Here is a 23214-nt window from a genome sequence, read left to right as displayed (position 1 = left end):
GGCCAATGGCCTGCTTCATTGTTTTGGGAGATGGTGCGTTCACCCATCCGTAGCCTGGTATGGAGGCTAATTTGCCTCTCCAGTGTCTCATGTTAAGGCTTGCACCTGCTGTCTGTGCTCTTTAGGATCTCCCCCAGCTATCGATATGGCCCCCTTGTCGGGCACTCTTTTAAGGAATTCGTACCTTGTCTCTCTCTATCGAGGCGCTGCGCCGCCGTCTCTCTGCCTGCATGAACCTCGACGCCCGCCGTCTCTCCAGCCGTCTGCACGGTGCCAAGAAGTTGCCCGAGGGCAAACAGGCTGCGGTACTCGAGACCATTGCCGCCGATCTGGATGCGGCGCAGGCGCGTTACCAGTCCCGTTTGGCGGGCGTACCCAAGGTCACCTATCCGGACAACTTGCCGGTCAGTCAGAAGCAGGCGGAGATCGCCAAAGCCATTGAAGAGCATCAAGTGGTGATCATCGCCGGCGAAACCGGCTCGGGCAAAACCACCCAGATCCCCAAGATCTGTCTGGCGCTGGGGCGCGGGGTGAAGGGCTTCATCGGCCACACCCAGCCGCGTCGTCTGGCGGCCCGCACTGTGGCGGCCCGTATTGCCGAGGAGATGGAGTCCGAACTCGGTCACTACGTGGGTTACAAGGTGCGCTTTACCGATCAGGTTAGCGAGCAGACCCATATCAAGCTGATGACCGACGGTATCCTGCTGGCCGAGATCCAGAACGACCGGATGCTCACCCAGTACGACACCATCATCATCGATGAGGCCCACGAGCGCAGCCTCAATATCGACTTCATCCTGGGCTATCTCAAGCAACTGATGCCCAAGCGCCCGGATCTCAAGGTGATCATCACCTCGGCCACTATCGACCCGCAACGCTTCTCCCGCCATTTCAACAAGGCGCCGGTGATAGAGGTCTCTGGCCGCACCTATCCGGTAGAGGTGCGCTACCGCCCGCTCACCAGTGATAAAAGTGAAGGGCTGGAAGAGCGCGATGAGCTGCAGGGGATTTTCGATGCGGTGGAAGAGCTGGCTAGAGAAGGTTTAGGAGACATCCTCATCTTCATGAACGGTGAGCGGGAGATCCGCGATACCGCCGATGCCTTGCGCAAGCTCAACCTGCGCGATACTGAGGTGCTGCCGCTCTACGCCCGCCTCTCCAACGCCGAGCAGAACAAGGTGTTCCAGCAACACGCCGGACGGCGGATCGTGCTGGCTACCAACGTGGCGGAGACCTCGTTGACGGTGCCTGGCATTCGTTACGTCATTGACCCGGGCACTGCCCGTATCAGTCGCTACTCCTGGCGCACCAAGGTGCAGCGCCTGCCCATCGAGCCGGTTTCCCAGGCCAGTGCCAACCAGCGTAAGGGTCGTTGCGGTCGGGTGGCGGACGGTATCTGTATCCGTCTCTACTCCGAGGAGGATTTCAACGGCCGTCCGGCCTTTACCGACCCCGAGATCCTGCGCACTAACCTGGCCTCCGTCATCCTGCAGATGCTGGCGCTCGGCCTTGGCAATATGGAGGCCTTCCCCTTCGTCGAGCCGCCGGAGTCACGCCATATCAAGGACGGCCTGACCCTATTGAAAGAGCTGGAGGCGGTGCGCGAGCTGCCCGCCACCGGCGATCGTGAAGCCAAACTGCAGCTGACCGATATCGGTCGCCAGCTCTCGCGCATCCCCCTTGATCCGCGTTTGGCGAAGATTGTGATCAGCGCGGCGCAGACCGGCTGCCTGAGCGAGGTGATGGTGATCACGGCCGCTCTCAGCATTCAGGATCCTCGCGAGCGGCCCATGGAGAAGAAGCAGGCCGCCGACGAGCAGCACAGACGCTTTGAGGACAAGGAGTCCGACTTCCTCGCCTTCGTCAATCTGTGGAATTACCTGAAAGAGCAGCAGGATGCCCTTGGCAGCAATCCGTTCCGCCGCATGTGCCAGAAGGAGTTTCTCTCCTACCTGCGGGTGCGCGAATGGCAGGACATCCACTTCCAGCTGCGTCAGACGGTCAAGGAGCTTGGTTTTAAAGCCAACCATGAACCGGCGGATTTCAAGACGGTGCACTGCGCCCTGCTGACCGGCCTCTTGAGCCATATCGGCAACAAGGATCTGGAAAAGCCCGAATTCCTCGGCGCCCGCAACGGCCGTTTCCACCTGTTCCCGGCCTCGGGTCTGTTCAAGAAGCCGCCCAAGTGGGTTATGGCTGCAGAATTGGTGGAGACCTCGCGCCTCTACGCTCGCATCAACGCCAAGATTGAACCCGAGTGGGTGGAGCCGCTGGCAGGTCACCTCATCAAGCTGCACCACAGCGACCCCCACTGGTCGAAGAAAAATGGCGCCGTGATGGCCAAGGAGAAGGTGACGCTTTATGGCCTGACCCTGGTCAACGAGCGCACCATTAACTTCAGCCGTATCGACCCGGCGCTGTGCCGTGAGCTGTTTATCCGCCGCGCCCTGGTGGAGGGGGATTTCGAGACCCGTCACCGCTTCTTCAGCGACAACCGCAAGCTCTTGGCCGAGGTGGAGGCGCTGGAGCACAAGTCCCGTCGGCGCGACATCCTGGTGGATGACGAGGATCTGTTCCGCTTCTACGATGCCCGCTTGCCAGAGGAGGTGATCTCCGCTCGCCATTTCGACAAGTGGTGGAAAGAGGTGCAAAAGCAGGACGCCGAGCTGCTCAACTTCGAGAAAGAGATGTTGATGAAGGGGGATGCGGCCCACATCAGCGATCTCGACTACCCCAACTTCTGGCAGCAGGGGCGCCTCAAGCTCAAGTTGACCTATCAGTTCGAGCCGGGGGAGGCGGCAGATGGTGTGACCCTGCATATTCCGCTGCCGCTCCTGAATCAGGTAGAGGTAAAGGGGTTCGAGTGGCTGATCCCGGGGCTGCGCCACGAGCTGTTGGTGGCCCTCATCAAGTCGATGCCAAAGCCGATGCGCAAGAACTTCGTACCGGCGCCCAACTATGCCGATGCACTGCTCGCCAGTATCAACCCCGAGCAGGGGCCGCTGCTGGACGAGATGGAGCGCCAGCTGCGCCGAATGACTGGTGTGACCGTGCCCCGTGAATCCTGGGACTGGGCTGCGGTGCCCGATCACCTGAAACTCACCTTCCGGGTGGTGGACGATAAACACAAGAAGGTGGCGGAAGGCAAAGATCTGGAGGCCTTAAAGGAGTCGCTGCGCGGCAAGGTGCAGGAGACTCTGTCACAAGTGGCAGATGATGACATCGAGCAGTCCGGTCTTACCCTGTGGAGCTTTGGCGAGCTGCCGCAAGAGTACAGCCAGAAGCGGGGCGGGTTCGAGGTGAAGGCCTATCCGGCGTTGGTAGACGAGAAGGATTCGGTCGCCATCCAGCTGGTGGAGAGCCCGGTGGTGCAGCAGCAGCTGATGTGGGCCGGTCAGCGTCGGCTGGTGCTGCTCAACGTGCCATCTCCCATCAAGTACCTGCAGGAGAAACTGCCCAACAAGGCCAAGCTGGGGCTCTATTTCAACCCCTTTGGTAAGGTGGCGGAACTGATTGACGACTGCATCGCCTGCGGCTGCGACAAGCTGATCGAGCAACATGGCGGGTTGGCCTGGGATGAGGCCGGTTTCGAGGCGCTCAAGGAGTTTGTCCGCGCCGAGCTCAACGATGCGGTGGTGGAGGTGGCCAAGCAGGTGGAAGCCGTGCTGACGCTCTCCCATGAGATCAAGAAGCGGCTCAAGGGCAAGATGCAGCTCGACACCGCCTTTGCCATGTCAGATATCCAGCAGCAGCTCGGCAACCTTATTCACAAGGGCTTTGTCACCGAGACCGGCTGGCAGCGGCTGCCTGACTTGCTGCGTTACCTGCGGGCCATCGAGCGACGTCTGGAGAAGCTGGCCATCGATTCCAACCGGGATCGGGTCTACATGCTCAAGGTGCACAGTGTGGAGTCGGAGTACAAGGCGCTGCTGGCCAAGATCCCCAAATCCCAGCTGGTGCCCACCGAGGTGGCCAATATCCGCTGGATGATCGAGGAGCTGCGGGTGTCGTTCTTCGCCCAGAATCTGGGCACCCCTTATCCGGTCTCCGATAAACGGGTGCTTAACGCCATCGCTCAGTGCTAAGCTGCTATCTAACTGTTTTAACTGCATGATAGCGCGTGATAAGAAGGGGTTGCCGGTCAGGTAGCCCCTTCAAACCGTAAGTCAGGGAGGCAAGGATGCTGGGGATCTGGTTGAGTGTAGCGCAGGTGGTGATCAGCGGTTATCAACCCATCGCGGAACAAACCTGGGTGCAGTTGAACCCGGAATATTACCCGCTGGCGCGCACGCCGCCTGCGATGTTTGTGGCTTGGCGTGGCAATCAGTTTCCGCCGCTGGCCCAAAAGCAGAAGCACGGTCGCTGGCAGATCCTCTTTCCCGCTCGGCTTGTCCCCCCTTTCGATCTGTTCGAGGGGGAGGCGCAGCTCTCCAAAACCTATCTGGCAAGACTGCGGCGCATCGACGAGATGGCTTACGGGGTCGCCCCCGGCCAGGTCGCTGCAACCGTGCAGCATGGCAGTGTTTCACCTTTTGAGCCATCGCAACCCATAGCGCCCTTTATCGCCGAGTTCAACGTTCCTCGTGCCATGCCGGTTCAGTTGGCGGTCGCCCCCCGCTACGAAGCAGAGCCATTGCTGGCGTTGCTTGGTGCCGCAGTTGGCGAGAGGGGGAGTCGCAGTGATGGTCTGCTGGCGGCCAGCGTGTCATCTGATAGCACCACACTGACACTCTCTGCGCCGGCGGTTGGCGAGGGGCGCTCAGTGTGCCATCGGGTCGCGGCGGGTGAGACGCTGTGGCGCATCGCCAATCAGCTATCCAGCAGGGTGGGGGCAGATACTTACAGCTATCTGCTGGCCTTGGCCGCAGAAAACAGGGCGGGCCTCGGTAACAGTATCCGGGTCAAAACCGGGGAGGGGCTCTACTGTCCTCGCGCCGAGACGCTTGCGCAGTTTGATGCGTTGAGTCCGGCCCAGCGGCAACAGCAATTTGCTCGTCTTGAGCAGGGGCGTTAAAGCGCGGGATGAGCCTTGTATCCGCTATTGGCCCATGGTAGTATTCGCGCTCGTTTTGCGAGGTGCTGACCGGTCGCAGTTTGCACCATACATTCCTTTAAAAGAGATACATACTATGTCTTTCGTATTCCAAGCTGAAGTCCGTTCTGACCTGGGGAAAGGTGCGAGCCGCCGCCTGCGTCAAGCTGACCAAGTTCCTGCCATCGTTTACGGTGCAGGCAAAGAAGCCCAGTCCATCACTGTTGACCACAAGAAATTCATCCTGGCCCAAGAAAAGCCGGAATTCTATGAGTCCGTACTGACTCTGGTTATCAACGGCGAAGAAGTTAACGTGAAAGTGAAAGCTATCCAGCGTCACCCGGTACGTTACAAGCTGGTTCACCTGGACTTCGTTCGCGTTTAATCACGAACCGTCAGGTAGCAGAAAAGCCACTCTCAGGAGTGGCTTTTTGTTATCTGAAGCATGAGAAGGGGATCTCACGGCCCCCTTCTTTAACGACCCAGTTGCTGCAATGCCTGTTGACAGCGCCGCTCCGCGGCATCCAGCTCCAGCAGCACCATCCTGATATCTTCCATCTGCTGCTGCAGCGTCTCCCGCTTTTCGGTAACCAGCCCGAGCATGGTTTGCAGCTGGGTGCGGCTGCTCTTGTCGGCATCATAAAGATCAAACAACTCCCGGATCTCGGCCAGACTGAAACCGAGCCGCTTACCACGCAGGGTCAACTTGAGACGAACCCGATCCTGCTTGCTGTAGATGCGGGTCTGCCCTTCTCTGGCGGGATTGAGTAACCCTTGATCCTCATAGAAACGGATGCTACGCGTCGTAATATCAAATTCCCGAGCCAGTTCACTGATGCTGTAGCTCCGGGCTTCATCCTTGTTTTTGTTCATATAAACTTCTTGGCGAGCTAAATCCTGCTGGCACCTTACCTAAACGTAAACTGCACTGCAACTCTTGTTCCCATGGCATAGAAAACCTATGTTATGACCAGGTAACTAAAAGAGGCGGGCAAATGGATATTGCAATTGTGGCGGCAAAACGTACGCCAATGGGGGCGTTTCAAGGGGCACTGGCAGAGGTGGCGGCCCCGGAGCTGGGGGCCTGTGCCATTGCCGCTGCGTTGGTACAGGGCGGGCTTGTTCCCGAGCAGATCGATGAAGTGTTTATGGGCAATGTGCTCTCGGCAGGTGTGGGACAAGCGCCGGCAAGGCAGGCGATGTTAAAAGCGGGATTGCCAGAGAGTGTGCCTGCTACCACGGTCAACAAGGTGTGTGGCTCCGGCATGAAGGCGGTGATGCTGGCGGCAGATTCCCTTCGTCTGGGCGATAACAAGGTTGTGGTGGCTGGGGGGATGGAGAGCATGAGCAGGGCCCCCTATCTGCTGGATAATGCCCGCAATGGTTTTCGGATGGGCCATCAACAGCTGTTTGATCACCTTTTCCTCGACGGATTGCAGGATGCCTATGATGGCCAGTTGATGGGAATACACGCCCAGCGCAGCGCCGATCATGCCAGTTTGACCCGCATTGCCATGGATGAGTTTGCCCTTGCGTCGTTGCAGCGTGCCCGCGCTGCGCAGCAAGCCGGCGCGTTTGCATCCGAGCTGGCAAGTGTCTATCGCGGTGATCGCTTGTTGCTGGCCGAAGACGAACAACCGGGCAAAGGGAGGCCGGAGAAGATCCCGACCCTGAAGCCTGCATTTGGTAAAGATGGCACCATTACGGCGGCCAATTCGAGCTCCATCTCGGACGGCGCGGCGGCGCTGATATTGATGGATGGTGCCACTGCGCAAGCTTGGCAGGTACCTGTACTGGCGCGGATCGTCGGTTATCAGAGCCATGCGGCATTGCCGGCCGAGTTCACTTCCGCTCCCGTTGGCGCAATATCCAGACTGCTGGCTCGTCTCGACTGGTCAGTGGATGAGGTTGACCTGTTCGAAGTCAACGAAGCCTTTGCCATGGTCACCATGCTGGCCATGAGCGGGTGCGGGATCCCCCATCACAAGGTGAATGTTCATGGTGGCGCCTGCGCATTGGGTCACCCGCTTGGCGCGAGTGGAGCACGTATTCTGGTGACGCTGATCTCGGCATTGAGGTTGCGGAGAGGGAGACGAGGCATTGCGTCTCTTTGTATCGGTGGCGGAGAGGCGACCGCTATTGCGGTAGAGATCCCTTAATCGCCGGTATCCATCGCTTGCAGTTGCTCGTTCACCCAGGTCGTTGCCGCGAGATAAAGGTGGCTTACCTTATCTTCATTCAACCCCAGGCGGGCTGTTCGGGCCGTGACTTTGGGCCAGTTGGCATTCTCGTAGTCTTCACAAAATGCGAGATAGAAACCGAGAGTGCCTTTGCGCTCGAGCAGCGCCAGCCGGATATCCTCGATCAGGGGGATAGTCCCCAGCAGCTTGTCCATCGGCTGCTCCATAAGCACATCCAGTAGCGAAAAGAGACCGGTGATAAACGCTTGCTGAGCCTGCAGGGTCGGCGCATGGGTATGCGCCAGCAACTCGCAGAAACGGGCACGGATCATCGACATCTGGTAGAGCTCGGCACTTTTCCCCTTGCCTGCACTGGTCGCAGCCACCAGTGAAACAAAACGCTTTAGCTGGGTATTGCCCAAGTATATCGCAGCCTGGCGAAACGAGGAGATGGGGTTGGCATGGCCTTTGAGATGATTGACATAGCGCAGCAACTTGAGTGACAGAGAGATATCCTGGCTGAGCAGTTGCTCGATCTTGTTGATATCGGGTTCTGTCTCGTTGACCACATTGAGCAACTGCATGACCACGACCTGGGCGGGCTCCATAGTGGCTTGTTTGACCATCTCGGGGCGGCTGAAGAAAAAGCCCTGAAACAGCTGGATCCCCAGCTTTTTGGCTCGTTCGAACTCAGCCTTGTCCTCAACTTTTTCTGCCAGATAGGTGAGTCCCAGCGCCTGATGGCGCTTGATGAACACCCTGATCTGCAACAGGGGCGTGTCACGCAGATCAAACTTGATGATGTGGATAAACGGGAGGAAGCGCTCCCAATCCGGCGACATGGTGAAGTCATCGAGTGCCAGCTGATAGCCCAGTTTGTGCAACTGCTTCACCTTTTCCAGCAGGGCATCATCCGGAGGGGCATCCTCCAGAATTTCGATCACCACCTTTTCGGGTGGCAGGCACTCGGCCAGTCCTTCCAGTAACAGTGAGTGGGGAAAATTGATAAAGCAGGGGCGGCCACCCAACAGCTGATCGATATTCTGTTGCAGAAACTGCTCGACCACCAACCGGGAGGTGGCTTGTTGTGAGGAGATGCTCGGGAAGACATTATTCAGGCTATCGCGAAAGAGCAGCTCATAGGCATGGGTATTGAGGTCTCTGTCGAGGATCGGCTGTCTGGCTACGTAGGAATACATGCCTTGCTCCAGTATGGGTACTGGGTTGATTTTATGGTGTTGCAGAACACTATGCCAGTTTTGACCCTGTTCGGTAAGGCAATAATTGGCATAGTGTTTTTCTGCAGGGAGGGAACTTAGAAGAGATAACTCATTTGGGCGCCAGCCAGCCATGCATCTCCCTCGGAGGTGCCCTGGAAGGTGGAGGTGCTCTGCGGGTTGCCCGGTTGCAACTCCATTTTTTCAGTAACATCAACCTTCTTGCCATCGATCAGGGTTAACCCCAGATCCATGGTCAGGTTGGGGGTGAACTGATAACCCATCCCCAGGCTGTACCAGATCCGGTCGGCATCAGGAATGGAGATAGTACGGCGATCCGCTGGTACCGGGCTCGCATCGTAAGCAACTCCCGAGCGCAGCTGCCACTGGGGAGTCAGTTGATAGGTCATCCCGATCGCATAGCGCCAGCTATCTTCCCAGTGTTCATCCTTGATATGCATGTTGGGCAGTGTATCCAGATCGGCTTCCAGCTGGACAAATTTGCTCCAGTTGGTCCAGTTCAGGCTGCCATGGATCGCCAGTTTTTCGGTCAGCTGGTGAAATGCAGCAAGCTCTGCCGTTGCGGGTAGCGGAAGATCCAGAGAACCTGTGTCTTTTAGCTCCTTGCCGTTGGGCAGGCCAAGAATGGCATCACCCGAGAGTGTCAAATTGACATCGTGGCGGTATGAGAGCCCAATCCGGGTTTGCTCCGACAACTCCAGCAAGGTGCCGACATTCCAGCCCCATGCCCAGCCATCCCCTTGCAGATGTTTTGCTATCAGATTGCGAGAGGGGAAGGTGCCACCGACTTCGCCCTCGCCCTGAATAGCAGAGATCCCTGCGCCAATTGACCACATCTCATTGATGCGATAGGCAAGAGAGGTTCCCAAATCCATGGTCTTGATATCGGAAACATTGCCAAAGTGGCCGGCACTGTAGTTATCCGGCATCTTGATGCCAAGACCATAGTAAGAGGTGGCCGAGAAGCCGAGGCGCCACTGCTCATTCAGCGGGATGATGAGATAGGCGTTGGGCACCCAGGCCGAGGCCGCGATATCGTGTGCACTCGCATCGGAGGTGACGATGCCGGCTTGCGTCGGCAAACGTGTGTGGCCTTCGATATTGACGTCAGGGCTGACATAGATAGCTCCGCCAGACAGCGCCATCTGATCGAAACGGGTCATGGCTGCGGCATTGCGGGAGAGTACGCTGGCGTTATCCGCAATGGCGGCTTCACCGGCAAAAGCGCGTCCCAGGCCCGTGGCGGATTGTTCAGCCAGCTGGAACCCGGCGGCATGGGTTTGACCCGCGATCACCAGCAGGGCGATGGCGGACGGTTTGATGATGGAATGCATGGGAAAATCCTTGCTGTTACCCGAGGTTTCAATAGGTCATATGGATGGAGGCAGGATTTTATATGGTATGACCAGTAAGGCAACGCTCATGGTGGTTATCCGGAGAAAACAAGATTTAATGCTGGGATGATGTAGTCTAATAGCTTGATTGAAAAAGAAAAATAAACACGTGTGTGCTACAGCTGTGCGCTGAAACTGTTTTTTCGGATAAAAAAAGAGCGCCTGTCGGCGCTCTTTTCGGTGGCGTTCTAATCAGAACTTCATATTGAACTGGGCAGAGGCCAGGAAGGCATTGCCGTGGGAGGAGCCTTTCCAACGCAGAGGGTCTGAGTGGTTACGCAGACCTTCGTTGACATCAACCTCTTTACCGTCCAGATAGGCCATACCAAAGTCAATGCTCATATCAGTATTGATATGGTAGGTCGCGCCAGCGCTATACCAGACACGGTCAGAATCCGGGATGCTCAGGCTGCGGTATTCGGGCTCGATTGGGCTGTTGTCATAAGCAAAGCCAATACGCGCTTCCCAAGCCGGGTTGATATACCAGGTACCGCCGATTGAGTAACGAGTAGAGTCTTTAAACTTCTCATCCTTTTGCAGACATACGCCGCCAGCGCATTGGCCGCTGGTTGCTTTCAGCTCCTGGAAGGCACTCCAGTCAGTCCAGTTGACAGAGTAGTGAACGGCGAATTGCTGATTCAAACGGTGATAACCGGCAAACTCGGCCTGAGCAGGGAGATCCAGTTTCAGATTGCCATCAACAGTGCGGTTCCCTGAAGTGAGCCCCTGGAAGTCACCATCAAAGCTCATATCGACCTGTGAACGGTAGGTCAGAGCAAAGCGATGGTTCTCATTGACTTCGTACAGAGTGCCAACGTTCCAGCCAAAGCCCCAGGTATCGCCTTTCAGGTGAGCCAAGCGAGTATCTGTTGCCAGCGGGCCACCCTGGCTCGGTGGGTTCAGCGGACCCAGCAGACCAGCATAGCGGTTGAGTTCGGCAGCACCGTAAACGGCGTTGATACCGGCACCCACACTGAAGTGCTCATTGATGCGATAGGCGATGTTCGGGTTGATATTGAGAGTCATCAGTTCAGTATCACCGGCACCGGCACCAGCCGGGAAGGTTTTGGAGTACTCGGTAGATAGCCCGTAATTTGAGAAGAGGCCGATACCCCAAGCCCACTGGTCATTCAGCGGCTGAATAAAATAAGCGGCAGGAACGAATGCTGACGGAGCAATACCTGATTCGCTGGCAGGAACTGTACCCAGAGGCGTAGCAACGCTGCCATTCACATCGACATCCGGCTTGATGTAGGTGCCGGAGACAGAAACCGCCATCTTGTCGAAGGTGGTCATGGCAGCCGGGTTACGGGCCAGCACGGAGGCGTTGTCGGCGATAGCCGCTTCACCGGCATAGGCGCGACCCAGACCGGAGGCCGAGTGCTCGTTCAACTGGAATGCCGCGGCATGGACTTGACCGGTGGCCAGCGCGATGGTGGCGGCAATCAGGCTCTTCTTGAAAATAGTTGTCGTCATGGTGTTCTCTCTTGTAGGCAGATTTTTTTGCCGATATTGGCTGCACGTTCAATGCAAACCTCGACAAAATCCGTTTTTATTTCAGCTTCTTCCCAATCAATTCTGGCGTGATTCTATGGATCTGGTAGGAGGTAAGAAATCAGACCAGTGACAGCAGAATACATAAAAGTGATCGATGTGTTAATCATTTGTTTTAACTTGCTGTTTAATTCATCATTTTCAGGGTCTAAAGGCGGAATATTGACCTGGATTGCCGATCTCCGTCACAAAAATAATTTTGTCAATTTTTCGAAATCTTGAGGCAAATGAGTGACAAAGGGGAGTAAACAGGGAGGGAACAGGCAGCGTCTCGTGACCGCCGCCTGCTATTGAGGATGGCTCTGAGGTTGTTAACCAGCGATGTTAAATGTCCCACTGCAGACGTGACTGCAGGGCGTTGGCAACAGGGGCAAGTGGCTCTTTCATCTCGCCAATCAGTACCATATTGGCGCCTTTGAGCTGGACTATCTCCCCTTTGAGGGTGCCATCATCAAAGGTGTCCTGTTGCAGGGTTAATGGCACATGTTTGGGCACTAAAAAGAGAGTGACTGGCCCCATCTTTCCCTGGATCACCATGTGCAAGGCCGGTCCCTGATAAAACGAGCAGTGATTGACATAGGTCACCTTAAGCCCATCCATCCCGCTTAAGGTGGCGCCATACTTCTCCATCTTGGCATTGATGCTATGCAGATTGACCTGCTCATCGACACCTTCAATAAAGGGTTCTTCACCATAGACATGAGCCATCGCCACCTGTGCGAGGGAGAGGGCCGCAGGAGCCGTTTCTGGCAGCGTGATCCAGCGGGTGCTCATTCCCAGCAGGAAGGCGACCGATGCAGCCAGGGCGATCTGGCGCCAGGATGTCGATGTCCGGATCTTGACCGGTGCCGTGCCAAGGGGGCGGGATGGCGGCATATCATCTGGCGCGTCACTGTCTTGCAGCATGGCTTGCCTGAGCAGGATCCGCTCGGCCAGTCCGGCGGGAACCTCTACCTGCATGGTGCGCTTGAGGCTTCTGTCGAACTGCTTCATCTCGTCGAGGTAGTTCCGATTGGCCTGGCTTGCTTCAGCAGTTTTGAGAAAGTCCGGTTGTTGATCGTTGGGCTGGATCATGGCGTTGCGGCGAAATTCGAGTTCATCCATGTCCGTGTCCTCTTGCTTGGTTCTTCTGCTCCATCGCCTCCTTGATCTGGTTGCGGGCGCGAAACAGTCGGGTCATAACGGTGTTCTTGTTGAGGCCGAGCATCTCGGCAATCTCCTCACCACTGAATCCTCCCACGACTTGCAGCAGCAGTGGCTCCTGATACTCCTCGGGCAACCGGGCGATGTGACGGTGCAACCACTCGTTCTCCATCTCCTGTTCGCTGTGCAGCGCATCGTGCTGGGGTTGAGGGTGATCGTCGAGATCAATCAGTTCCAGCTGTTTGCGTTCAAAGCGGCGGGCGTTTTCCCGTCTGAGGATGGTGATCAGCCACCCTTTGGCTGCCTTGTCATCCTGCAGGGTGTCGATAGCCTTCCATGCTCGCAGAAAGGTCTCTTGCACCAGATCTTCCGCTACGTTGGGATCCCGGGTCAGCCAGTAGGCATACCGGTATAGATCGCCGTGCAGCGCATGAACCAGTGCTTCAAATTTGGTTTGTTTGTCAGCCATGGGATCAGAGACCGGCGAAATGGCCGGATCATTTCCACCAATATGCTGCTGAGCACGTTTTTTTCTAAAAAACAGCAGTGCCATAGAGCAATCCTTGTCAGGGGGCGTGGCGGCGGAAGCGGTAACTCCCGTGCGCCAGCAGGTAAATCAGGTGCGCAATACCGGCAGCTTCATCTGCCCTGAGGGTACGCGCCAGAGCGCGCCACTCGATGGGGGGGCCAGAAGAGGGTCGTGAAAAACAGGCTCGCTCGAGTGCGGCTAGCGCGTTGCCGAGCCGATTATGCCCAGCGTCAGGCAACTGGCCTAATTGATAATAGGAGACCTGCCAGCGCAAGGTCGCCCACTTGATCAGCGTCTTGCGACTGGCATCCGGCTGGTGTCGGGCAAGGGCTCGTTGCAGTTGATAGAAGGCGCGCCAGCGGGGCCCGTTGCGCCATAGCGTACGCAGCGTTATGGCCAGCACGACCCACCAAAGGCTCTCTCGCAGTGCCACCTGCGATGTCTGCTGATCAGGTTGCCGATTTGTCGTTGCCTGAAACGTCAGCGTGATGGCGGGCAGGCTGGCCTGCTCAATCCGGCCACTTTGGGTATTAAACCAGGGCAGATCAATGGGGGGCAGCTGGTAGTCGCCGCTCTGCTCCGCGACCAGAGTCTGGCGCCACTGTCGCTCAAACAGCAGCTTGCCATCTCGGTAACGCTCCTGCTGTTGCTCGCCATCGGGATGTGCCTGTATGCCGCTTGGCAGTTGATGGGCCATCAGGGGGGCAAGCTGGATCTGGCCGCTGTCACCATTTTCCATGGTCAGGGTGAGGATCCGGATCAGCGGTTCACCCACTTCCCCCTTGGAGGCCGGTTCAAGCCGTTGACTCAGGGTCAGCCGGGTGGCCACCGGCGTGGCGGGGGCCTTGTCGACCCTCACCTCGAGCGGTGCCGCGCGGGCCGAGAGTTTTTGCGGCTTGCTCCCCTGCTGCGTGAGCTGCCCCTGCAAGCGGGGTGAGTCGAGGAGCCATAGCCCAGGCGCTTTTGCCTGAACGAGCCAGCTGCGGGTGAGCCGGCCTGGTAGACCAGCCTGAGCGGGGGCGATCCACTCGTCGCTACCGAGGCGACGGATGGTGAAGCTAGCAGAGCTGAGTTCGCTCAGCGCCGGGTTTTGCATACTGGTGGGCAGCCACAGTGTCAGCCGGTAGATCACCGGCTGGCCGGGATAGAGCGGGCCCTGATGATCAAGGCTGGCCTGCATCTCGAGGGGCGAGGGGGCTGCGGGTTGCGGTAGTGCCGCTGTTTTCACCTCTCTCAATGGCAGGGTGAGCGAGGGGGTGAACTCATTTCCCAGCTTGAGCGGGGCAATCACCACCTCGGTATTTGCGGTTGAATTGCTCTGGTGCAGCGGGATCTGCCAGCGAGTCAGTTGTTGTACCGGGGTCGTGACCCGGCTCATGGTCACTCTGCCCACTGCAAATTGGCGCAGTAGGGGGGAGATCTCCAGCTCGTTGCTCTGGCGCTCGCCATCCGCTTCGATGATCAGCAGCCAATCGCTGGGGTCAGCCCCCGGCAGCAGCTCTGCCCGGGGGGGTAAGGCCCAGCAAAGTGGACTCGCCAGTGCGAGCAACAACCCCCATCCTGCCCGCGTCACCAGGGCTCCTCCACCTTGATAAGATCCCGGCGCAGCGCCTCTTTACGCAGTCGCTGCTCCAGTAGCAACACCGGGGGAGAGGAGGGCAAGGGCATTGCCGTCGCCTGCTGAGCTGCCGATGGTTCGGGCTGCTTGCTGTTACTGGTATCGGGAGCGGCCGCCGCTGTGCCCTGTAACAGAGAGAGGTTATAGAGCGCATCTTCATGGCCGGGTTCCAGTGCCAGGGCCGCCAGATAGGCCTCCTTGGCCGCGGCAAACTCCCCCAGCTGCAGCAGGGCATTGCCGCGGTTGTAGTGGGCGGTGGCACTCGCCGCTTCCTGATAGGCTGAGATGGCTTGCCGGTAGGCACCAGCTCGATACCAGGCGTTGCCGCGCCAGACTGGATCGTTGAAGGTGCGGGCTGCCCGCTGAAAATCCCCCTCTTGATAAGCCTGCATCGCTTGCAGGTCTCCCCTCTCTGCCGCTTGCAGGTCTTGTGGCGCAAGCAGCTGAGCACCCACCATCAGCGCCATCATCAACCGGGCGCCGACTCTGGCCAGCAAGGCCAGTGGTAACAAGGGGATCAGCAGCCAGGGGCCAAGATCCAGTGGTGCCGGGGTGAGGGCCGAGGTCGTGGTGGGGAGGGAAGCAAAGCGGGGTGTGTTGCTGCCAAGCCACTGCAGCTCACCGCCGAGGCGATTGGCCAGTGCGGCAATGGCCTGACTATCGGGGGCGGGCAACTGCGCGGGCATGCGGGCGGCAAACCCCAACTCATTGGCCGGAATGGCGGGCATGGGGGCCGGTTGACCACTGCTGGCAAGCAGAATATCGAGGCGTGCCGACTGGGTGTCGCGGCAAAGAAGGCGTTGCTGGCAGGGCCACAGGGCGGCGATTTGGGTCATCTGATTCCGGGTGAGGTCGTCGGTGATCAGCAGCAGACGCGCTTGTTCTCCAGGGGCCAGCTGCTTCATGGCAAGTTCCACCGCCCGTGCCGGGTTGCTGCCCTGCAGCGGCATGATATCGGGGCGCAAGTCGGGCAGCAGCAGCGAAAGGGCTTGATGATCCCGGGTGGGCGGCATGGCGAGGTAGGCATCGCCTGCGTAGAGGATCAGCGCGATGCGCTCGCCCTGAGCACGGCTCAGCAGTTGCTGCAACTGCCACCTGACCCGGGTCGCCCGATCCGGTTTGAGGTCGGTGGCGGTCATCGAGCGTGACAAGTCCAGCAGCCAGATATCGAGCGGCGCTGCAGGCTGCTGTTGCAGCTCGCCGCGCAGTGCCGGTCCGCTCAGAGCCAAAATGACGGGCAGTGTCGCCAACCAAAGCCAGGGGCGTTGAGGGTGGGATGCTGGCAGCAGATAAGCCTGCATCGCAGGTGCGAGCAGCGTGGGCTTGCGACGACGGCGCCACCCTTGCCAGAGCCAGGGGATGAGTGCGATCAGCCACAGGGGGCGGAGCAAGATCAACTCCATCTGCGTGCGCCTCGTGTCAGCCAGCTACGCACCATGCGAAACTCCAGCCTGCCGTGCCCTGACGGCAGAAGCAACAAGCCACAAAGCAGTGCCAACGGCCAGGGGTAGAGCTCGATCACCGGCTGGTACTGGGCAATCGGCATGGGGGCAGGTTCAAGGGCATTGATGGTCACGTTGATGGCATCGAGATCGCTCTGGGTGCGTGCCCGAAAGTAACGCCCTTGGCCTGTCTGTGCCAGCTCTTTCAGGAGCGGCTCGTCCAGTTCGCTGCTGGGATCGGCCTGACCACTGCCCGCCTCATCGTAGGGTTGAATAAAGGTATCGGGATCGGCCCCGACCCCCAGCGTGTAGATCCGTATTCCCTGCGCTGCGGCGAGTTTTGCCTCCTGCAGCGGGTCGGCATTGCCTGCGGTATTGCGGCCATCAGTGACCAGCAGCAGGGCGGTGGGGCGACCCGGATCTCCATGCTGACGTGCCAGCTGGATGGCTTCGCCAAGGGCGGTGGTTCGGCCGACAAGATCAAAATCGAGCTCGTCGCTCAAGGTCAACAGCGCCGGGATCTCCTGAGTGAGGGGAGAGAGCAGGTAGGCGTGATCGGCAAAGACAATGAGGCCCACCCTGTCTCCGGCCCGTTTGGCGATCAGCGTCTTGATCTGCTGGCGCACCGCCGTTAGCCGTGCTTGCTGCTCGCCGTTATCGAGCATATCAGGGGTGCGCATGCTGTCTGACAGATCCACCGCCAGCAGCAGATCCCGACTCCCTTCATATTGAATAACCGGTTCTCCCCACCACTGGGGGCGGCAGAGGGCGAGGATAAGGGCGCACCAGAGCAGCATGGCGCGCCAGAGCGGTAATCCGGCCTGAGGACGCAGCAGCGCAAACCCGGGGTGAGCCAGATAGCCGCGGCGCAGGGGCGGCAAGCCGAAGCGCACCAGCAAGGGCAGTACCAGCGCCAGCGCAAACCAGGGCCAGGCCAGGATCATGAATGCCTCCGTGCGGTTTTACGCCCCGAGCGGGGAGAGCGTTGCAAGAAGAGGGTCTGACCCCAGCGGCGATAATGTTGCCGCAGTTGTTCGCTCTGCTCGCGAGTCGGGTTCTGGCTGCCATAGAGCCAACTGCTCCAGTGAGACGAAAACTGGCTAAAATTGCTGCCGCCGTGACGATCGACGAAGGCGAGCCACGCCTCTCCCTGCAATTGGCGCGCCTCGGGCCAGCGTTGCAGTGCTTCATGACGCAGGGCCTCCTGTATGCGTGCCACCAGCAGCGCCGGATCTCCCTCCAGCTGATGACACCAGCGGCGGTAACGTATCACTCTCCGGGCAATCAAGACGATCAGCAGCAGCAATAACGCTGTGATCAATAGCCACAGTAGCGCCTGCACTCTGGGATCAAGACTCTGTTCAATCAGATCAGGTCCCGGGTGGATGTCGCGCATCAGGGCGGCCAGCAGCGGAGTGATGGCGTCGGAGGCTGGACTGGCGCTGTCGAGTTCGGCGGGCGAGATCATCCCTGATGACATAGCCCCTCCTGCCACTGCTGTTGCAGCGTCTGGCTGTTATCGAGCAGATAGAGGCGCTGCACCAATGGCAACAGCAACTGCTTGCCGTGGGCCAGCTGCTGCTCGGCGGCATGCCGGTAGCGCTGGGAGAAACCGGCATGGCTCCCATCCAGCCAGCCCTGATAGTGCTGCCCTGGCCGATCGATAGCCACTGGCAGCTGGCCGTCAGGGGGAAGGGCTGCCTCGAGGGGGTCACGGATCTGCCAATAGTGAATATCGTGGCGGCGGGAGAGCAGTTGCAATTGCTGACAGAGCGCCGACTCGCAGGATCTGTGATCGGTGATGATCGTCAGCTTGGCACCGTGAGGCAGCTTCACGCCGGACAAGGTGTCGCCCAGCGAGTGAGAAAGCGCCCGGCGGGCCAGCCCTTGCTGATAGTGATGGCAGAGGGATTCGAGCAGGGGCAGCACGCTGCCGCGCTGGCTCTGGTGATTTGGGATAAGCCCGTGGCAAATCAGGGTGTTGTGCAGCTTCTCCCCTTGCCAGATCAGGGCTGCAGCCAGCTCGCACCCCAGTCGCGCCTTGAGCTGCAGTGTGGAGCCGAAATACATGGCGGGAGAGAGATCGAGCAGCAGCCAGTGCGCCTGATCCAGCTCCTCGCTATAGAGGCGGGTATAGGGACGACCGAGGCGTGCGGTCACTCGCCAGTCGATATGGCGTACCTCGTCACCAGCCTGATAGGCGCGCAGCTCCCGAAACGTGAGTCCGGGAGAGCGGCCCGGTTTGCCGCGTTCGCTGCTGCTTCTGCCTGCGTGAGGTGGCTTCCTGGCCTTGGCCCATAGCCGGATATTGAGCAGCCGTGGCAGCGACAGGGCGATATCGGGATGCAGACCGGGTTCTAGGGGCATGGCACCTGATCCAGCAGTTGAGCGATCAGGATATCGTTATCCAGATTGTCGGCCAGTGCCTGATAGCTGGGAATAAGGCGGTGGCGCAGCACCGGATAGGCTTGCAGCTGGATATCTTCCGGTAGCACATAATCTCGTCCGGCAAGCCAGGCTCGGGCGCGGGCGGAGCGAGCCAGCCCCAGCGTAGCCCGAGGGCTGGCCCCCACGGCAATCAATGGCTCAAGGGCAGGGCAAAGGCCGCTGCCCGGGCGAGTGGCGCAGACCAGCTCCACCAGATAGTGCTCCAGTCGGCTTTGCATGGTTACCGCCAGCACTTCGCTGCGGGCACGCTGCAAGCTGGTCTGACTCAGGGTCACTGGTGCCGCGCCAAGCTGTTCGCCGCTGGCGTTGAGCTGCAAGATGGCGAGCTCCATGGTGGGGCTTGGGTAATCCACCATCAACTTGAGCAGAAAGCGGTCGAGCTGCGCCTCCGGCAGGGGATAGGTTCCCTCCTGCTCGATGGGGTTCTGGGTGGCGGCGACCATAAAGAGAGGTGGCAGCCGCCAGCTCTTTTTGCCCACGGTGATCTGGTGTTCGGCCATGGCTTCCAGCAGCGCTGATTGTACCTTGGCTGGCGCCCGGTTGATCTCGTCTGCCAGCACCAGATGGTTGAAGAGGGGGCCTGGCTGGAAAACAAAACTGGCATCCTGCGGGTGAAACACCTCGCTGCCGGTGAGATCGGCAGGAAGCAGGTCGGGGGTAAACTGGATACGGGCAAAGCGCCCTTCGACGGCGCCAGCGAGCGCCTTGACGGCGCGGGTTTTAGCAAGGCCGGGGGCCCCTTCGATTAACACATGTCCTTCACATAACAGGGCAATCAGGAGCCCTTCTATTAGCTCCTCCTGCCCCAGGATCTGACTGCCAAGATAGTCCCTAAGTGCTCTGAACTCGGCCGCTGCCATGCGATAAACCCGTTGTTTTTATGGAAGTTGATCTTTTTATACTCCAGTTGCTCCCCAAGGGCGAGCAAAGGGGCCTTGCCGTGCTTAATTTAGTTTCAATCAGCTGTATGAAACTTGTGATTGGATTGTTAAGATGTGGCGCAATGAGGTCAGACCTCTGCCTTTTAAACCAAGGAGCCAGGATGAAACAGCCATTGAAACTGACGACTCGCCAGGGCGAACGGATTGCCGTCGTGGCGGGGCTGCGTACCCCCTTTGCCAAGCAGGCCACCGCCTTTCATGGCGTGCCTGCAGTCGATCTCGGCAAACTGGTGGTGAGCGAGATGCTCGCCCGTACCAATCTCGATCCCAAGCTTATCGACCAGCTGGTGTTTGGTCAGGTGGTTCAGATGCCGGAAGCCCCCAACATTGCCCGTGAAATCGTGCTTGGCACCGGCATGAGCGTCAATACCGATGCCTATAGCGTCTCCCGCGCCTGCGCCACCAGTTTTCAGGCGGTGGCCAACGTCACCGAATCCATCATGGCGGGCACTGTGGATATCGCCATCGCTGGCGGTGCGGACTCCTCCTCCGTGCTCCCTATCGGAGTGAGCAAGAAGCTGGCCCGTGCCCTGGTGGATCTCAACAAGGCGCGCAATCTGCAGCAGCGCTTCAATATTCTACGTCAGCTGCGGGTCAAGGATCTGCTGCCGGTGCCGCCTGCCGTGGCGGAATACTCTACTGGCCTCTCCATGGGACAGACCGCCGAGCAGATGGCCAAGAGTCACCAGATCAGCCGCGAGGCGCAAGATGCGTTAGCTCATCGCTCCCACACTCTGGCCGCGCAGGCTTGGGCCGATGGCAAGCTCAGTGGCGAGGTGTTTACCGCCCATGTACCGCCCTACAAGTCGCCGCTGGAGCGGGACAACAATATCCGTGAAAGCTCGGATCTCGCGAGCTACGCCAAGCTCAAGCCGGTGTTTGATCGGGTTCATGGCACAGTGACGGCTGCCAACGCCACGCCGCTGACCGATGGCGCTGCCGCCGTGCTGCTGATGCGCGAAGGGCGGGCGAAAGAGCTGGGCCTCAAACCGCTGGGCTATATCCGCAGCTTCGCTTTCTCGGCCATCGATGTGTGGCAAGACATGCTGATGGGGCCCTCCTACGCCACGCCGCTGGCGCTGGACAGAGCCGGCATCACGCTCAGCGATTTGACTCTGATCGACATGCACGAAGCCTTTGCCGCCCAGACTCTGGCCAACCTCAAGATGTTTGCCAGCCACGAGTTTGCCCGTGACAAGCTGGGCCGCGATCAGGCCATCGGCGAGGTGGACATGGAGAAGTTCAACGTCCTCGGCGGTTCGCTGGCCTATGGCCACCCCTTTGCCGCGACCGGTGCGCGGATGATCACCCAGACCCTGCACGAGCTGCGTCGTCGCGGTGGGGGATTGGGGCTCAACACCGCCTGTGCGGCGGGTGGATTGGGCGTGGCTATGGTGTTGGAGGTTGAATGATGAGCGCTAAGACTTTTTCCCTGGATGTTCGCAAAGATGGCATCGGCATCCTCACCATGGATGTGCCGGGCGAGAGCATGAATACCCTGAAAGCCGCCTTTGTCGAGGAGATCCGCTCCGTACTGGACGAGGTAAAACGCAACAAGGATTTGATCGGGCTGGTGATCACCTCCGGCAAGAAGGACTCCTTCATCGCCGGCGCTGACATTACCATGCTGGCCGCCTGCACCAGTGCCAAGGATGCCGAGACCCTGTCACGAGAAGGGCAGGAGATCTTTGCCGAGATCGAGGGGCTGACCATTCCGGTGATCGCCGCCATTCATGGCCCCTGCCTCGGTGGCGGGTTGGAGCTGGCGCTGGCCTGCCATGGTCGGGTGGTGACCGAGCACGGTAAAACCGTGCTGGGATTGCCGGAAGTGCAGCTCGGTCTGCTGCCGGGCTCTGGCGGTACCCAGCGTCTGCCGCGCCTTATCGGGGTGGCCAAGGCGCTGGATCTGATGCTGACCGGCAAGCAGGTGCGGGCCAAACAAGCCAAGAAATTGGGGCTGGTGGACGATGTGGTGCCGCCGTCAATCTTGCTGGATGCTGCCATCAAGCTGGCCAAGAAGGGCAAACCGCGCCATCAGTTGAAACGGGATCTGCAGGGCAAGGTGCTGGAGACCAACAAGCTGGGTCGCAAGGTGCTGTTCGATCAGGCCAGCAAGGGGGTGAAAGCCAAGACCCGCGGCAACTATCCGGCGCCGGAGCGGATCCTGGACGTGGTACGCATCGGCGTGGAGGAGGGGATGAAGGCCGGTCTGGCCGCTGAATCCCGCCACTTTGGCGAGCTGGTGATGACTGCCGAGTCTGCCGCCCTGCGTTCCATCTTCTTTGCCACCACGGAGATGAAGAAAGAGGTCACCTATCAGGGAGCCGAGCCGCGCAAGGTGGGCCATGCCGCCGTGCTGGGTGGTGGTCTGATGGGGGGCGGCATCGCGTTCGTCACCGCTACCAAGGCGGGCGTGCCGGTGCGGATCAAGGATGTGGCAAGCGCCGGGATCGGCAATGCCATGCGCTACAGCTATGACATTCTGGCCAAGAAGCTCAAGCGCCGTCATATCCTGCGCAGCGAGCTGGAAAAGCAGATGAGCCTGTTGACCGGTACCCTCGACTACTCCGGTTTCCACCGGGTGGACATGGTGGTGGAGGCGGTGTTTGAAGATCTCAATCTCAAACACCAGATGGTGAAGGACGTGGAGCGTGAGTGCGGTGAGCACACAGTGTTTGCCTCCAACACCTCTTCCTTGCCCATCAACCAGATTGCGGCAGAGGCGGCGCACCCAGAGCGAGTCGTGGGGCTGCACTACTTCAGCCCGGTGGACAAGATGCCGCTGGCGGAGATCATCCCCCACGCTGGCACCAGTGCCGAGACGGTCGCTACCACCCTGGCTTTTGCCCGCGCCCAGGGCAAAACGCCCATCGTGGTGAAGGACGAAGCCGGTTTCTACGTCAACCGCATCCTGGCGCCCTACATGAATGAGGCGGCAAGACTGGTGCTGGAAGGGGAGCCGGTAGAGGTGCTGGATAGCGCGCTGCTGGACTTTGGCTTCCCGGTTGGCCCCATCACCTTGCTCGATGAGGTGGGGATCGATGTGGGCGCCAAGATCTCCCCCATCCTTGAGAAAGAGCTGGGCGGCGAGCAGTTCCAGGCGCCCAAGGCGTTCGACAAGCTGCTGCAAAATGATCGCAAGGGACGCAAGAACGGCAAGGGCTTCTATCTCTATGGCAAGGCGGCACCGCGCAACAAGCTGACTGGCAAAGAGGGCAAGAAGACGGTGGACGAGAGCGTCTATGGCGTGCTCGGCATCAAGCCGTCTGCCAAGCTGGCCCGTCAGGAGATCGCCGAGCGCTGCGTGCTGCTGATGCTCAACGAAGCGGCCATGGCGCTGGATAGCGGTGTGGTGGCGTCGGCCCGTGATGGTGATATCGGTGCCATCTTCGGCATCGGTTTCCCGCCTTTCCTTGGCGGCCCGTTCCGCTACATGGACACGCTTGGGATTGATCATCTGGTTGGCCGTCTGGAGTATTACCAGAAGCGCCATGGCGACCGGTTTGCCCCTTGTGCCCGCCTCAAGGCAATGGCCGCAGAGCAGCAGACCTTCTACTGATAACTGCTGCAGATTGACCGCAAGACAACGAGGCCCGCACCCATGCGGGCCTCTTTCTATGCTGTGGTTTGTTCGGGTTATTCAGGTGGTGCTGCGATGATGCAGGCAGAGGCGAAGGCCGAAAAAATGGCCCACC

At 59.2% G+C, this 23214-nt stretch carries 18 protein-coding genes; 6 read left to right on the top strand and 12 right to left on the bottom strand.

Annotation, left to right across the window (positions count from 1 at the left end):
- Positions 1–185 precede the first annotated feature (185 nt).
- From hrpA to rplY, 3 genes are all read left to right on the top strand, one after another.
- A complete protein-coding gene (hrpA, locus tag G5182_RS07830; RefSeq protein ID WP_421254314.1) occupies positions 186–4085 on the top strand; it encodes an ATP-dependent RNA helicase HrpA in 3900 nt (1299 codons plus the stop codon).
- Positions 4086–4180: 95 nt separating this feature from the next.
- Positions 4181–5014 carry a hypothetical protein gene (locus G5182_RS07825; RefSeq protein ID WP_227342801.1) on the top strand — a complete coding sequence of 278 codons (834 nt, stop codon included), beginning with the start codon at positions 4181–4183 and terminating at the stop codon, positions 5012–5014.
- Positions 5015–5129: 115 nt separating this feature from the next.
- A complete protein-coding gene (rplY, locus tag G5182_RS07820; protein WP_005345280.1) occupies positions 5130–5417 on the top strand; it encodes a 50S ribosomal protein L25 in 288 nt (95 codons plus the stop codon).
- Positions 5418–5506: 89 nt separating this feature from the next.
- On the opposite strand, the gene G5182_RS07815 is transcribed toward rplY, so the two are convergent.
- Complete coding sequence (locus G5182_RS07815; RefSeq protein ID WP_216953528.1) at positions 5507–5905, bottom strand: MerR family transcriptional regulator; 399 nt, start codon at positions 5903–5905, stop codon at positions 5507–5509.
- Positions 5906–6027: 122 nt separating this feature from the next.
- Here G5182_RS07815 and G5182_RS07810 point away from each other — a divergent pair, with 122 nt between their 5' ends.
- Positions 6028–7191, top strand: coding sequence for an acetyl-CoA C-acyltransferase (locus tag G5182_RS07810; RefSeq protein ID WP_227342802.1), 1164 nt, complete (start codon positions 6028–6030; stop codon positions 7189–7191).
- Here G5182_RS07810 and G5182_RS07805 read toward each other — a convergent pair.
- The 11 genes from G5182_RS07805 to G5182_RS07755 all read right to left on the bottom strand — a co-directional run bounded on the left by G5182_RS07805 (position 7188) and on the right by G5182_RS07755 (position 19438).
- Entirely contained in the window at positions 7188–8411 is a 1224-nt protein-coding gene (locus tag G5182_RS07805) for an EAL and HDOD domain-containing protein (protein ID WP_216953530.1), read from the bottom strand. The genes G5182_RS07810 and G5182_RS07805 overlap by 4 nt on opposite strands.
- Before the next feature lie 116 nt (positions 8412–8527).
- Positions 8528–9784 carry an OmpP1/FadL family transporter gene (locus tag G5182_RS07800; RefSeq protein ID WP_227342804.1) on the bottom strand — a complete coding sequence of 419 codons (1257 nt, stop codon included), beginning with the start codon at positions 9782–9784 and terminating at the stop codon, positions 8528–8530.
- 252 nt (positions 9785–10036) lie between these two features.
- A complete protein-coding gene (locus G5182_RS07795; protein ID WP_227342806.1) occupies positions 10037–11320 on the bottom strand; it encodes an outer membrane protein transport protein in 1284 nt (427 codons plus the stop codon).
- A gap of 402 nt (positions 11321–11722) precedes the next feature.
- On the bottom strand, positions 11723–12502 hold the full coding sequence (locus G5182_RS07790) for a DUF3379 domain-containing protein (RefSeq protein WP_227342808.1): 780 nt from the start codon (positions 12500–12502) through the stop codon (positions 11723–11725).
- Positions 12495–13094, bottom strand: a complete 600-nt coding sequence (locus G5182_RS07785; protein ID WP_204479196.1) for a sigma-70 family RNA polymerase sigma factor — start codon at positions 13092–13094, stop codon at positions 12495–12497. The genes G5182_RS07790 and G5182_RS07785 overlap by 8 nt, the downstream gene beginning before the upstream one ends.
- A 13-nt stretch (positions 13095–13107) precedes the next feature.
- A complete protein-coding gene (locus tag G5182_RS07780) occupies positions 13108–14619 on the bottom strand; it encodes a hypothetical protein (RefSeq protein WP_421254318.1) in 1512 nt (503 codons plus the stop codon).
- Positions 14620–14639: 20 nt separating this feature from the next.
- On the bottom strand, positions 14640–16091 hold the full coding sequence (locus G5182_RS07775; protein ID WP_227342812.1) for a VWA domain-containing protein: 1452 nt from the start codon (positions 16089–16091) through the stop codon (positions 14640–14642).
- A complete protein-coding gene (locus G5182_RS07770; protein WP_204479202.1) occupies positions 16082–17074 on the bottom strand; it encodes a VWA domain-containing protein in 993 nt (330 codons plus the stop codon). The genes G5182_RS07775 and G5182_RS07770 overlap by 10 nt, the downstream gene beginning before the upstream one ends.
- Complete coding sequence (locus G5182_RS07765) at positions 17071–17610, bottom strand: DUF4381 domain-containing protein (RefSeq protein WP_421254313.1); 540 nt, start codon at positions 17608–17610, stop codon at positions 17071–17073. The genes G5182_RS07770 and G5182_RS07765 overlap by 4 nt, the downstream gene beginning before the upstream one ends.
- Positions 17595–18497, bottom strand: a complete 903-nt coding sequence (locus G5182_RS07760; protein ID WP_227342816.1) for a DUF58 domain-containing protein — start codon at positions 18495–18497, stop codon at positions 17595–17597. The genes G5182_RS07765 and G5182_RS07760 overlap by 16 nt, the downstream gene beginning before the upstream one ends.
- Positions 18488–19438 (bottom strand): AAA family ATPase, encoded by a 951-nt coding sequence (locus G5182_RS07755; protein WP_064341237.1) that lies wholly within the window; start codon positions 19436–19438, stop codon positions 18488–18490. The genes G5182_RS07760 and G5182_RS07755 overlap by 10 nt, the downstream gene beginning before the upstream one ends.
- A gap of 182 nt (positions 19439–19620) precedes the next feature.
- Here G5182_RS07755 and fadI point away from each other — a divergent pair, with 182 nt between their 5' ends.
- Together fadI and fadJ are read left to right on the top strand one after the other, a co-directional pair.
- Positions 19621–20931 carry an acetyl-CoA C-acyltransferase FadI gene (fadI, locus tag G5182_RS07750; RefSeq protein ID WP_227342818.1) on the top strand — a complete coding sequence of 437 codons (1311 nt, stop codon included), beginning with the start codon at positions 19621–19623 and terminating at the stop codon, positions 20929–20931.
- The gene (gene fadJ / locus G5182_RS07745) at positions 20931–23078 is read left to right on the top strand and encodes a fatty acid oxidation complex subunit alpha FadJ (protein ID WP_227343047.1); all 2148 of its coding nucleotides are present in this window, start codon (positions 20931–20933) and stop codon (positions 23076–23078) included. Before fadI ends, fadJ begins: the two co-directional genes overlap by 1 nt.
- Positions 23079–23214: the final 136 nt, after the last annotated feature.

Source organism: Aeromonas sp. 600948, from assembly GCF_049174875.1.
Taxonomy (GTDB): Bacteria; Pseudomonadota; Gammaproteobacteria; order Enterobacterales; family Aeromonadaceae; genus Aeromonas; species Aeromonas veronii_A.
This window is presented reverse-complemented; position numbering and strand designations above follow the sequence as displayed.

Excerpts from the sequence above, each read along its gene's own strand:
- G5182_RS07825 (WP_227342801.1), top strand. The coding sequence starts at position 4,181 with ATGCTGGGGATCTGGTTGAGTGTAGCGCAGGTGGTGATCAGCGGTTAT.
- rplY (WP_005345280.1), top strand. The coding sequence starts at position 5,130 with ATGTCTTTCGTATTCCAAGCTGAAGTCCGTTCTGACCTGGGGAAAGGT.
- G5182_RS07815 (WP_216953528.1), bottom strand. The coding sequence starts at position 5,905 with ATGAACAAAAACAAGGATGAAGCCCGGAGCTACAGCATCAGTGAACTG.
- G5182_RS07810 (WP_227342802.1), top strand. The coding sequence starts at position 6,028 with ATGGATATTGCAATTGTGGCGGCAAAACGTACGCCAATGGGGGCGTTT.
- G5182_RS07805 (WP_216953530.1), bottom strand. The coding sequence starts at position 8,411 with ATGTATTCCTACGTAGCCAGACAGCCGATCCTCGACAGAGACCTCAAT.
- G5182_RS07800 (WP_227342804.1), bottom strand. The coding sequence starts at position 9,784 with ATGCATTCCATCATCAAACCGTCCGCCATCGCCCTGCTGGTGATCGCG.
- G5182_RS07795 (WP_227342806.1), bottom strand. The coding sequence starts at position 11,320 with ATGACGACAACTATTTTCAAGAAGAGCCTGATTGCCGCCACCATCGCG.
- G5182_RS07790 (WP_227342808.1), bottom strand. The coding sequence starts at position 12,502 with ATGGATGAACTCGAATTTCGCCGCAACGCCATGATCCAGCCCAACGAT.
- G5182_RS07785 (WP_204479196.1), bottom strand. The coding sequence starts at position 13,094 with ATGGCACTGCTGTTTTTTAGAAAAAAACGTGCTCAGCAGCATATTGGT.
- G5182_RS07775 (WP_227342812.1), bottom strand. The coding sequence starts at position 16,091 with ATGGAGTTGATCTTGCTCCGCCCCCTGTGGCTGATCGCACTCATCCCC.
- G5182_RS07770 (WP_204479202.1), bottom strand. The coding sequence starts at position 17,074 with ATGATCCTGGCCTGGCCCTGGTTTGCGCTGGCGCTGGTACTGCCCTTG.
- G5182_RS07765 (WP_421254313.1), bottom strand. The coding sequence starts at position 17,610 with ATGTCATCAGGGATGATCTCGCCCGCCGAACTCGACAGCGCCAGTCCA.
- G5182_RS07760 (WP_227342816.1), bottom strand. The coding sequence starts at position 18,497 with ATGCCCCTAGAACCCGGTCTGCATCCCGATATCGCCCTGTCGCTGCCA.
- G5182_RS07755 (WP_064341237.1), bottom strand. The coding sequence starts at position 19,438 with ATGGCAGCGGCCGAGTTCAGAGCACTTAGGGACTATCTTGGCAGTCAG.
- fadI (WP_227342818.1), top strand. The coding sequence starts at position 19,621 with ATGAAACAGCCATTGAAACTGACGACTCGCCAGGGCGAACGGATTGCC.
- fadJ (WP_227343047.1), top strand. The coding sequence starts at position 20,931 with ATGAGCGCTAAGACTTTTTCCCTGGATGTTCGCAAAGATGGCATCGGC.